The organism is Streptomyces sp. SID3212, assembly GCF_009865405.1.
GTDB lineage: Bacteria > Actinomycetota > Actinomycetes > Streptomycetales > Streptomycetaceae > Streptomyces.
This window is the reverse complement of the sequence record NZ_WWJY01000362.1, coordinates 1-10,561: the sequence shown is the minus strand read 5'-3', so window position 1 is coordinate 10,561 and position 10,561 is coordinate 1. Positions and strand designations below refer to the sequence as shown.

The window sequence follows — 10,561 nt, the reverse complement described above, 5'->3', positions numbered from 1 at the left end:
GCCAGCCCCTTCGCGTCGCCCGCCACACAGCCGATCGGCTGGAGCGCGGTGATCACGTCGTACGGCACCCCACCCGGCAGCGCGGCCTCCGCCATCCGGGACGTGGGGAGCACACCCCCGGAGGGGCGGGAGGCCGACCCGGCCGCGCCCAGCCGCGCCGACGCCAGCGTCAGCAGCTCCTCGTCCGAGTCGACGCCCATGACCCGCGCCCCCCGCCCCGCCGCCATCAGGAGCGCCAGCCCCGAGCCGCAGCCGAGGCCCAGGAGCCGGGTCCCCGCGCGGACCTCCAGGCGCTCGTACACCGCCTCGTAGAGCGGTACCAGCATGCGTTCCTGGATCTCGGCCCAGTCACGGGCGCGTGTAGAGGGGTCGGAGGCGACCGCCAACGGCGGCCCCGCGTTCGTATGGTGCTGGACGAGCGTACGTGTCATGGATAGCGCCCCAATCCGCCGAGAGGTCGGTACTGCCCCGAATGACATCCCCCGTGTACGTGCGCGCCTTCATCCCCCGTATGCCAGGGAACTCCGCATCCGTGGCCGCGTCCAGTGGGCGATTGGCAAAGCGTCGGTGAACCACTGGTACGCCCCCGCGTGTGCGGCCGGTTCCCGCCCTGGGGCGTCCCCGGTTCACACGCGCGTGCCGGGCGAAGATGCCTGGCCGGACGCCCCGGGCGGGCGATTTCCCTTGGGGCGTACGGGATCCGGCACCCGGCCGGAAGTGGCCGACAACGGTCTCACCCCCGCCGCCCGGGCGACTGGGCCGAACGGGTGGTCGCACGGGAGCGGCCCCCACGTACGCCCGCGTGCGCCCCGGCGGACCACGCGCGGACGTCCCCGGCCCGCACGACGGGGCGGTGCCGGAATCCGGCGGCGCGCCGGGTACTGTCGGTCCTGTGGCCCGCGCTCCGCCGAGCGCCCGCCCCGCCGGCCGCCCGCTCCTGATGGGCGCCCGCGCCCCCGTACGTAGATCGTCTACGCGTCGAAGCGTACGAGTCGCTACGTACCAGCTTGGTAGGGCCTGTGAGGCTTCTCCGCAGATCTACGCACCCGCCCTCGTCAGGACGCATCAATGGCAACTGACGGGTACGTGCAAATTATTTGGGATGCCCCGGAATGGAACCCCCGAGCGCCCCAGCTCGTTATTCACGACGTGAGCACGACACCACCTGTTCTCGCCGCAGAGCTGGCACAGGCGTGGGCCGATATTCAGCGGTCCCACCCCGAGCTGCCGGATCTTGCCGCGCCAGAGTCCCTGATCGGAGAGTCCTCGTCCGCCTGCGGCGCGGAGCTCTCATTCGAACGACTGCTTCACGAAGCGGTCCACGGCATCGCCGCGGCGAGAGGTGTCCGGGACACCTCGCGAGCGGGCCGCTATCACAACCGCCGATTCCTGGCGATCGCCGAGGAGATGGGCCTGGACCACCCCGAGGAGCCGCATCCCAGCAGCGGCTTCTCGCTGGTCTCGCTCAGCCCCGAGGCGAAGCGCCGGTACCGCCCCACGATGGAGCGGCTGCAACGGGCCCTCAAGGCACACACGGTCGCGACGGCCGCCGACACCAAGCGGAGCTTCCGCGGCCCCGCCGCCCGGCACGGCTCGTCCGGCGGGGGCGTGCGCGTCAAGGCGGTCTGCGACTGCGGGCGTAACGTGCGCGTGGTCCCGTCGGTCCTGGCCCAGGCGCCGATCGTCTGCGGCGGTTGCGGCAAGCCGTTCCGTATCCCGGAAGTGGTCGCCGCTGCGAGCTGAGCCCCGGTGCCCACCGGTGGGGGCCGGTGGGCCGGGCCCGGCGCCCGACCCTCGCCGCGTCATGCCGCACCGCAGGTGTGTGGCACAATAGCCAGCTGTACTCGACAGTCGCACAGGACCCCTCTCTCCTCCGGCTGACGCGTCCATCGGGCGGATCGGGTACCGCAACCCCACGCGGCGTCCCGCCTCGCCCAACCACGTCAAGACCAGGAGACACCACTCCAGTGGCAGTCAAGATCAAGCTGAAGCGTCTGGGCAAGATCCGTTCGCCTCACTACCGCATCATCGTCGCCGACTCCCGCGTCCGCCGTGACGGCCGGGCGATCGAGGAGATCGGCATCTACCACCCGGTCCAGAACCCCTCGCGCATCGAGGTCGACTCGGACCGCGCGCGTTACTGGCTGTCTGTCGGCGCCCAGCCGACCGAGCCGGTTCTCGCGATCCTCAAGCTCACCGGTGACTGGCAGGCGCACAAGGGCCTTCCGGCCCCCGCGCCCCTGCTCCAGCCGGAGCCGAAGGCCGACAAGCGGGCGCTCTTCGAGGCGCTCACCAAGGACGGCGGCGACGAGCCCAAGGGTGAGGCCATCACCCCGAAGGCGAAGAAGGCCGACAAGAAGGCGGACGAAGCCGGGACCGAGTCCTCGGCGCCCGCCGAGTCCACCGAGGCCTGAGCATGCTCGAGGAGGCTCTCGAGCACCTCGTGAAGGGCATCGTCGACAACCCGGACGACGTGCAGGTCGCCTCGCGCAACCTGCGTCGTGGCCGCGTGCTGGAGGTCAGGGTCCACCCCGACGACCTCGGCAAGGTGATCGGCCGCAACGGCCGTACCGCTCGCGCGCTGCGTACCGTCGTGGGTGCCATCGGCGGCCGTGGCATCCGCGTCGACCTCGTCGACGTGGACCAGGTCCGCTGAGAGCGTTCAACTGACAGCGTTCAACACCGGCACGGGCCGGGGCCGGGCCGTATGGTCCGCCCCGGCTCGTTGCCGTTTGTTCCATGTGTGACCGTAAAAGGGGCGTATGCAGTGCAGTTGGTGGTTGCGCGGATCGGTCGCGCCCATGGGATCAAGGGTGAGGTCACCGTCGAGGTGCGTACGGACGAGCCCGAGCTGCGGCTCGGGCCCGGCGCCGTACTGGGCACGGAACCGGCGTCGGCCGGCCCGCTGACCATCGCGACGGGCCGGGTGCACAGCGGCAGGCTGCTGCTCCGCTTCGAGGGCGTGAGCGACCGGGGCGGCGCCGAGGCGCTCCGTAACATCCTGCTGATCGCCGAGGTCGACCCCGAGGAACTCCCCGAGGACCCGGAGGAGTTCTACGACCATCAGCTGATGGATCTCGACGTCGTCCTCGCCGACGGCACGGAGATCGGGCGGATCACCGAGATCACGCACCTGCCGTCGCAGGACCTGTTCATCGTGGAACGGCCCGACGGCAGCGAGGTGATGATCCCCTTCGTGGAGGAGATCGTCACCGAGATCGACCTGGAGGAGCAGCGGGCCGTCATCGACCCGCCGCCGGGTCTCATCGACGAACTCCCGGAGACGGACCCCGAGCTGTCGGAGCAGAGCGGCAGCGGCGACCGGGCCGGCAAGGGCGACGCCTGATGCGGCTCGACGTCGTCACGATCTTCCCCGAGTACCTGGACCCCCTCAACGTCTCGCTGGTCGGCAAGGCCCGTGCGCGGGGCCGCCTCGGCGTGCACGTGCACGACCTGCGGGAGTGGACGTACGACCGGCACAACACGGTCGACGACACCCCGTACGGCGGCGGCCCCGGCATGGTCATGAAGACCGAGCCGTGGGGCGACGCCCTGGACGACGTGCTGGCGGGCGGGTACGAGTCGGGGGCCCACGACCCGGTGCTGGTCGTGCCCACCCCCAGCGGCCGGCCCTTCACCCAGGAGACCGCCGTCGCGCTCTCCGAGCGCCCCTGGCTGATCTTCACACCGGCCCGGTACGAGGGCATCGACCGCCGGGTCGTCGACGAATACCGCACCCGGATGCCCGTCCACGAGGTCTCCATCGGCGACTACGTCCTGGCCGGCGGCGAGGCGGCCGTCCTGGTGATCACCGAGGCCGTGGTCCGGCTGCTGCCCGGCGTGCTCGGCAACGCCGAGTCGCACCGCGACGACTCCTTCGCGCCCGGCGCGATGGCCGACCTGCTGGAGGGGCCCGTCTACACCAAGCCCCCCGAGTGGCGCGGACGCGGGATCCCGGACGTGCTGCTCAGCGGCCACCACGGGAAGATCGCGCGCTGGCGGCGCGACGAGGCGTTCGAACGTACCGCCCTCAACCGCCCCGACCTGATCGAGCGTTGCGACCCCTCGGCCTTCGACAAGAAGGACCGGGAGATCCTCTCGATCCTCGGCTGGGCCCCCGAGCCCGGTGGCCGATTTTGGCGCAGGCCCCCCGCCGTGGAAGAATAGGCCGCTGCCCTACGTCCGGTGTGCGCCCCTGCCACAGGGGGAACGACGCCCGCCCGACGAGAACGGCACCCCAGACTCTCGTCCCGACATCCGCTGATGACCTGTGGCATCAGTGAGGAAGCAGATCCCATGACCAGCTTGCTCGACGCCGTAGACGCGTCGTCGCTCCGCAGCGACCTCCCCAAGTTCCGCGCCGGTGACACCGTGAACGTCCACGTGCGTGTCATCGAAGGAAACCGCTCCCGTATCCAGCAGTTCAAGGGTGTCGTCATCCGGCGTCAGGGCTCCGGCGTCCGTGAGTCCTTCACGGTCCGCAAGGTCTCCTTCTCCGTCGGCGTCGAGCGGACCTTCCCCGTCCACAGCCCGATCTTCGAGAAGATCGAGCTCGTGAGCCGCGGTGACGTCCGTCGCGCCAAGCTCTACTACCTGCGCGAGCTGCGCGGCAAGAAGGCGAAGATCAAGGAGAAGCGCGACAACTGAGCCCCGGCTCACCGTCGCGACGGGGTCCGACGGGCGGCCGGATAAGCTCCTGGCCCGATGGACACCGAAGCACAGCACACGGAGCGCGACTCCTCCTCCCAGCCCCTCACCGGGCCGGAGGAGAAGTCGCGCTCCGCGCGTTTTTCCGGCCGGTTCTGGCCCAGGGCAGGTGTGCTCGCCGTGGTGTGCGTCGCCGTGGTCCTGCTGGTCAGCCACTTCGTCGTGCAGCCCTTCCTGATCCCGAGCGGCTCCATGGAGCCCACCCTCCGGGTCGGGGACCGCGTGCTGGTCGACAAGCTGGCGTACCGTTTCGGGTCCGTGCCGCACCGCGGCGACGTCGTCGTCTTCGACGGCACGGGCTCCTTCGTCCAGGAGAAGCCCCGGGAGAATCCCGTCACCGGGCTGCTGCGCGGCGCCGCCGCGGCCGTGGGACTGGCCGAGCCCGCCGGGACCGACTTCGTGAAGCGGGTGATCGGGGTGGGAGGCGACCGTGTGGTCTGCTGCGACGAAGGGGGCAGGGTCGAGGTGAACGGCCGGGCGGTGGACGAACCGTACGTGTACGCCGGTGACGCCCCGTCCCGCGTTCCCTTCGACATCGTCGTCCCGGAGGGCACGCTGTGGGTCATGGGTGATCACCGCGACAACTCCCGCGACTCCCGGGACCATCTCGGTGAGCCGGGCGGGGGTGTGGTGCCGGTGGACCGGGTCGTGGGACGGGTGAGGTGGACCGCCTGGCCGCCCGGCCGCTGGTCGGCGCTGAGGCCCACCGACGCCTTCGAGGACGTGGGGGGCGCGGCCGGTGCCGTACCGCCTCCTGATGCCGTACGGGCTCCCGGCAGCGGTCAGGGGAGGCGGGACGATGCTCATGGGTAAGCGCGGGCGCGCCGCCAGCCACGGGCACGACACCCGCCTGCCGACCGGCAGCCGGCCGACCATGGGCCGGGCGCTGCCGGGCCGGGCCGACCGGCGCAGGCTCGCGCGGCGGGTCAAGAACCGCAGGCGGCGGTCCGCCATGACCGAGATCCCGGTGCTGATCACCGTGGCGCTGCTGATCGCGCTGGTCCTCAAGACCTTCCTCGTACAGGCCTTCGTGATCCCCTCGGGCTCGATGGAGCAGACGATCAGGATCAGCGACCGGGTGCTGGTGGACAAACTGACCCCGTGGTTCGGCTCGAAGCCGGAACGCGGTGACGTCGTCGTCTTCAAGGACCCCGGGAACTGGCTGGAGGACGAGAAGCCCGTACCGGACACCTCCCCGGTCGTCATCAAGCAGATCAAGGAAGGGCTGACCTTCATCGGGCTGCTGCCGTCCGCCGACGACCAGGATCTGATCAAGCGCGTCGTGGGTGTCGGCGGTGACACCGTCAAGTGCTGTGACGCATCGGGCAAAATTACCGTCAACGGCGTGCCGCTGGAGGAGCCGTATCTCCATCCCGGGAACGCCCCCTCGACGATCACTTTCGAGGTGAAGGTGCCCGCGGGGCGTATCTTCGTGATGGGTGACCACCGCGAGAACTCGGCGGACTCCCGCTTCCATCTCGACGAGAAGGACCAGGGCACGGTCTCGGAGGACGAGGTGGTGGGGCGGGCCGTGGTCATCGCCTGGCCCATCGGCCACTGGAGCCGGCTGGGGGACTCGGAGCCCTTCGGCGAGGTCCCGGACGCGCGTCCCGCGCCGACGGCGGCCACAGGCGCGTCGAATAGTGTGTTCCCGCGGGATCGACATGGATTGGTCCGGCTCCCGAGCCCTGCGGAACTCCCGCTCGTTATGGGAGTGGTGGGCCTGCCCCTTCTCCGGGGCAGGCGACCGCACGGAGTGAATCGCACGGAGTGAGGAGTGGATGTGGGGGATGTGGCGGTCGGCGCACGTTCCGGTCACGATGATCCCGAGGAGGGACACGAGCAGCTCGCCGAGTCGCCCGCGGTCGTGACGGACAGCACGACGGAACCCGGGAACGGTCCCTTGGGCGGTGACGGCGGTCCCTTGAGCGGTGATGGCGTCGGTGACAACGACGGTGCCGGTACCGGTGACGGCGAAGGGCAGAGGAAGCAGCGTTCCTTCTGGAAGGAGCTTCCCCTCCTCATCGTCATCGCGCTGGTCCTGGCGTTGGTGATCAAGACTTTCCTGGTGCAGGCGTTCTCGATCCCCTCGGACTCGATGCAGAACACCCTCCAGCGGGGTGACCGGGTGCTGGTGGACAAGCTGACCCCGTGGTTCGGCTCGGAGCCCGAACGCGGCGAGGTGGTCGTCTTCCACGACCCGGGCGGCTGGCTGCCCGAGACGGACGTCCCCGACCCGAACATCGCGCAGAAGTTCCTGAGCTTCATCGGGCTGATGCCGTCGGCCGAGGAGAAGGACCTGATCAAGCGGGTCATCGCGGTCGGCGGCGACACGGTGGAGTGCAAGAAGGGCGGCCCGGTCGAGGTCAACGGGCACGCGCTGGACGAGAAGGGGTTCATCTTCGCCGGGAACACCCCGTGCGACGACCAGCCCTTCGGACCGTTCAAGGTGCCCAAGGACCGGCTCTGGGTCATGGGCGACCACCGGCAGAACTCGCAGGACTCGCGCTACCACATGGACAACGCCGACCGGGGATTCGTCCCGGTCAAGGATGTGGTCGGCCGGGCCATCGTGGTCGCGTGGCCGCTCAACAGGCTGGCGACGCTGCCGGTGCCCGACACCTTCGACCAGGCCGGTCCCGGCCAGGCGGCGGCCGTCGTGGGGTCGCTCGCGGCTCCTGGCGCGGTCGGTCTCGCCGGTGCGGTGCCGCTGGTGCTGTGGCGCAGGAAGAGGCTCGCGTCCCGGCCGGTGAGGGAATCGGGTCCGCACAGCACCGGACCCGGTGGCGGTACCGCCGGGTAGGGTGCCGTCCCGGATCGTCGATTTCCGGAACGGTGGGGTGCTCGGGTGAGCGGAACGGGACGTACGGGCGGAGCGGGACGTACGAAACCTGGGAACGGCGGCCACGGCCGCCTCGGCAGCGTGCTGTCGGGGCTGGTCGTGGCCGTCGGCTGTGTGCTCTTCCTCGGCGGGTTCGGGTGGGGAGCTGTGGAGTACCGCCCGTACACCGTGCCGACCGATTCGATGTCCCCGACCGTGAAGGCGGGGGACCGGGTGCTCGCCCAGCGGATATCGGGCGACGCGGTACGGCGCGGGGACGTGGTGGTCTTCACCGACAGGCAGTGGGGCGACATGCCGATGGTGAAGCGGGTCGTCGGGATCGGCGGCGACAAGGTCGCCTGCTGCGACACCGGGGGGCGGCTGACGGTCAACGGTGAGGCGCTCGCGGAGCCGTACGTCGGCAAGCTGCCCGGCGGGCGTGCCTCGGGCGGCGATTTCGACGCGACCGTACCGGCGGGTCAGCTGTTCCTGCTCGGCGACCAGCGGAATGTGTCGCTGGACTCGCGGGTGCACCTGGAGGACCCGGGGCAGGGCTCGGTGCCGCGTTCCGCCGTGGACGCGCGGGTCGACGCGGTCATCTGGCCGTCGCCGGGCTTCCTGGGGCGGCCGGCCGGGTTCGCGGCGCTGCCGGGCGGGGTGTCCGCGGCCGGGCCGGTCAGGCCACTGGTCGGGGCGGTGGTGCTCGGGGCCGTACTGATCATGGTGGGGGCGGCGTACGGGCCGCTCGCGCAGCGCTTGGCGAAACGGCGGGCGGCGAGGGCGCGGGCGGGGCGGTCGGGGGAAGGGGTGTCGGCGCGTGCCGGGAACTGAGGACGGGGACGGCGGGTTCGGTGAGGCCGGCGGGTCTGGTGGGTCCGGCTCCGGCGGGTTCGGTGGGGGTGTGCTGCGGAAGGTCGCCCGGGTGGTGCTGCTCGACCCTCAGGACCGCATCCTGCTGCTCCACGGCTACGAACCGGACGACCCGGGCGACACGTGGTGGTTCACGCCCGGCGGGGGCCTGGAGGGCGACGAGAGCCGTGCGGAGGCCGCCCTGCGGGAGCTCGTGGAGGAGACAGGGATCACACAGGTCGAGCTGGGGCCCGTGCTGTGGCACCGGCGGTGCTTGTTCCCGTTCGACGGGCGGCGCTGGGACCAGGACGAGTGGTACTTCCTGGCGCGTACGACACAGACCGAGACGGCCCCCGGCGGGCTGACGGAGCTGGAGCGCCGGAGTGTCGCGGGGCTGAGGTGGTGGACCTCCGCCGAACTTCTGGCGGCACGTGAGACGGTGTATCCGACCAGGCTCGCCGAGCTGCTGCGTACGCTGCTCGACGAGGGTCCCCCGGATGAACCGGTGGTCCTCGCCCCCGAAATCGTCTAGGGGCGCGGGGGACCGGAGCACAATAGGGGGACGTACGGCTGAAGGGGAACATTGCCATGAGCGCCGAGGACCTCGAGAAGTACGAGACCGAGATGGAGCTGAAGCTCTACCGGGAGTACCGCGATGTCGTCGGTCTGTTCAAATATGTGATCGAGACCGAGCGTCGCTTCTATCTCACCAATGACTACGAAATGCAGGTGCATTCCGTACAAGGCGAGGTCTTTTTCGAGGTGACGATGGCGGACGCGTGGGTCTGGGACATGTACAGGCCTGCCCGTTTCGTCAAGCAGGTACGGGTACTCACGTTCAAGGACGTGAACATCGAGGAGCTCAACAAGAGCGATCTCGAACTGCCCGGAGGCTGAAGAGCATGACAGCGCGGACGGAGATGCCCCGGGGTTGGTGCCCCGGGGCATTTTCGTGTGGCCCCGGGGCGTGCCGGTGTGCGGTGACCGCACGTTTTCCGGCGGTGGTACGGCGTTTGCCGGGGCGGCCTCACTCGCACGAGTGAGCGAGTTTTCCACAACGCCCGAGTTGTCCACGAAGATCCACTTGTTTCCGGCGGACGCGGGAGAGTCGGTGCCGGAGGTGGTGCCGAAATGAACGCGACGGGGGCGTTGGGACGCTACGGCGAGGACCTGGCGGTGCGGCGGCTGGCCGCGGCCGGGATGACCGTGCTGGCGAGGAACTGGCGGTGCGGCAGGACGGGCGAGATCGACATCGTGGCCCGGGACGAGGACGCCGGGGGCGGTGAGGTACTGGTCGTCTGCGAGGTGAAGACCCGCAGAACGGATTCTTTCGAACATCCCATGGCCGCCGTCACCCCGGTCAAGGCGGACCGGCTGAGACGGCTGGCGGCCTGCTGGCTGGAGCGGTGCGGCGGTCCGCCACCGGGCGGGGTCCGCATCGACCTGATCGGGGTGGTCCTGCCCCGGCGGGGCGCGGCCGTGGTCGAGCACGCGCGGGGGGTGGCCTGATGGGGTTCGCGCGGGCGTGCTCGGTGGCGCTGGTGGGCGTCGAGGGCGTGGTGGTGGAGGTGCAGGCGGACCTGGAACCGGGCGTGGCGGCGTTCACCCTGGTGGGGCTGCCGGACAAGAGCCTGGTCGAGAGCCGGGACCGGGTGCGGGCCGCCGTGGTCAACTCCGGCGGCGAGTGGCCGCAGAAGAAGCTCACGGTCGGGCTGAGCCCGGCCTCCGTGCCCAAGAGCGGTTCGGGATTCGACCTGGCTGTCGCGTGTGCCGTCCTGGGGGCGGCGGAGCGCCTCGATCCCCGGACCATCGCGGATCTGGTGCTCATCGGCGAGCTGGGGCTGGACGGGCGCGTCCGGCCGGTGCGCGGGGTGCTGCCCGCCGTGCTCGCGGCGGCCGAGGCCGGATACCGGCAGGTGGTCGTCCCGGAGCGGACCGCCGGGGAGGCCTCACTGGTCCCCGGGGTCTCGGTCCTGGGGGTGCGGACCCTGCGCCAGCTCATCGCGATCCTGACCGACGAGCCCGTGCCCGACGAACCGGCCGAGACGGGCGAAGGACGCCCCGACCCCCTCCTGGCGGGGCTGATGGTGCCCGGCGCCGGGGTCGGCACGGGGCTGGCCGCCGGCCTGGGGGAGCGGGACGGCCACCGGCCCGACCTGGCCGACGTGGCGGGCCAGACCGCTG

The 10,561-nt window shown here is 70.8% G+C and carries 14 protein-coding genes and 1 pseudogene; 14 read left to right on the top strand and 1 reads right to left on the bottom strand.

Annotation, left to right across the window (positions count from 1 at the left end):
* Window positions 1-431: methyltransferase domain-containing protein (locus GT042_RS11030; RefSeq protein WP_161308530.1), on the bottom strand; the 431-nt coding region annotated here is incomplete at its 3' end.
* A gap of 718 nt (window positions 432-1,149) precedes the next feature.
* Here GT042_RS11030 and GT042_RS11025 point away from each other — a divergent pair.
* The 14 genes and pseudogenes from GT042_RS11025 to GT042_RS10960 form a co-directional block, all read left to right on the top strand.
* Window positions 1,150-1,743 carry a hypothetical protein gene (locus GT042_RS11025; RefSeq protein WP_161308529.1) on the top strand — a complete coding sequence of 198 codons (594 nt, stop codon included), beginning with the start codon at window positions 1,150-1,152 and terminating at the stop codon, window positions 1,741-1,743.
* 224 nt (window positions 1,744-1,967) lie between these two features.
* Entirely contained in the window at window positions 1,968-2,414 is a 447-nt protein-coding gene (gene rpsP, locus GT042_RS11020; RefSeq protein WP_161308528.1) for a 30S ribosomal protein S16, read from the top strand.
* 2 nt (window positions 2,415-2,416) lie between these two features.
* Window positions 2,417-2,656 carry an RNA-binding protein gene (locus GT042_RS11015; RefSeq protein WP_005311361.1) on the top strand — a complete coding sequence of 80 codons (240 nt, stop codon included), beginning with the start codon at window positions 2,417-2,419 and terminating at the stop codon, window positions 2,654-2,656.
* Window positions 2,657-2,767: 111 nt separating this feature from the next.
* On the top strand, window positions 2,768-3,346 hold the full coding sequence (gene rimM / locus GT042_RS11010; RefSeq protein ID WP_161308527.1) for a ribosome maturation factor RimM: 579 nt from the start codon (window positions 2,768-2,770) through the stop codon (window positions 3,344-3,346).
* The gene (gene trmD, locus GT042_RS11005) at window positions 3,346-4,167 is read left to right on the top strand and encodes a tRNA (guanosine(37)-N1)-methyltransferase TrmD (protein ID WP_161308526.1); all 822 of its coding nucleotides are present in this window, start codon (window positions 3,346-3,348) and stop codon (window positions 4,165-4,167) included. Before rimM ends, trmD begins: the two co-directional genes overlap by 1 nt.
* Before the next feature lie 129 nt (window positions 4,168-4,296).
* Window positions 4,297-4,647 carry a 50S ribosomal protein L19 gene (gene rplS / locus GT042_RS11000; protein ID WP_161308525.1) on the top strand — a complete coding sequence of 117 codons (351 nt, stop codon included), beginning with the start codon at window positions 4,297-4,299 and terminating at the stop codon, window positions 4,645-4,647.
* A gap of 57 nt (window positions 4,648-4,704) precedes the next feature.
* Entirely contained in the window at window positions 4,705-5,520 is an 816-nt protein-coding gene (gene lepB / locus GT042_RS10995; RefSeq protein ID WP_161308524.1) for a signal peptidase I, read from the top strand.
* A pseudogene (gene lepB, locus GT042_RS10990) lies at window positions 5,513-6,531 on the top strand (signal peptidase I). The gene lepB (GT042_RS10995) and the pseudogene lepB (GT042_RS10990) overlap by 8 nt, the downstream one beginning before the upstream one ends.
* Window positions 6,500-7,510 carry a signal peptidase I gene (gene lepB, locus GT042_RS10985; RefSeq protein WP_161308532.1) on the top strand — a complete coding sequence of 337 codons (1,011 nt, stop codon included), beginning with the start codon at window positions 6,500-6,502 and terminating at the stop codon, window positions 7,508-7,510. Before lepB (GT042_RS10990) ends, lepB (GT042_RS10985) begins: the two are co-directional and overlap by 32 nt.
* Window positions 7,511-7,555: 45 nt before the next feature.
* A complete protein-coding gene (gene lepB / locus GT042_RS10980; RefSeq protein WP_161308523.1) occupies window positions 7,556-8,359 on the top strand; it encodes a signal peptidase I in 804 nt (267 codons plus the stop codon).
* A 70-nt stretch (window positions 8,360-8,429) separates the two neighbouring features.
* Window positions 8,430-8,909, top strand: coding sequence for an NUDIX hydrolase (locus tag GT042_RS10975; RefSeq protein WP_161308531.1), 480 nt, complete (start codon window positions 8,430-8,432; stop codon window positions 8,907-8,909).
* Between the two features lie 56 nt (window positions 8,910-8,965).
* Window positions 8,966-9,274, top strand: coding sequence for a DUF2469 domain-containing protein (locus tag GT042_RS10970; protein ID WP_014675276.1), 309 nt, complete (start codon window positions 8,966-8,968; stop codon window positions 9,272-9,274).
* A gap of 234 nt (window positions 9,275-9,508) precedes the next feature.
* Complete coding sequence (locus GT042_RS10965; RefSeq protein ID WP_161308522.1) at window positions 9,509-9,886, top strand: YraN family protein; 378 nt, start codon at window positions 9,509-9,511, stop codon at window positions 9,884-9,886.
* Window positions 9,886-10,561: magnesium chelatase domain-containing protein (locus GT042_RS10960; protein ID WP_272925701.1), on the top strand; the 676-nt coding region annotated here is incomplete at its 3' end. The genes GT042_RS10965 and GT042_RS10960, both read left to right, overlap by 1 nt.

Excerpts from the sequence above, each read along its gene's own strand:
- trmD (WP_161308526.1), top strand. The coding sequence starts at position 3,346 with ATGCGGCTCGACGTCGTCACGATCTTCCCCGAGTACCTGGACCCCCTC.
- GT042_RS11015 (WP_005311361.1), top strand. The coding sequence starts at position 2,417 with ATGCTCGAGGAGGCTCTCGAGCACCTCGTGAAGGGCATCGTCGACAAC.
- GT042_RS10965 (WP_161308522.1), top strand. The coding sequence starts at position 9,509 with ATGAACGCGACGGGGGCGTTGGGACGCTACGGCGAGGACCTGGCGGTG.
- lepB (WP_161308524.1), top strand. The coding sequence starts at position 4,705 with ATGGACACCGAAGCACAGCACACGGAGCGCGACTCCTCCTCCCAGCCC.
- rplS (WP_161308525.1), top strand. The coding sequence starts at position 4,297 with ATGACCAGCTTGCTCGACGCCGTAGACGCGTCGTCGCTCCGCAGCGAC.
- GT042_RS10970 (WP_014675276.1), top strand. The coding sequence starts at position 8,966 with ATGAGCGCCGAGGACCTCGAGAAGTACGAGACCGAGATGGAGCTGAAG.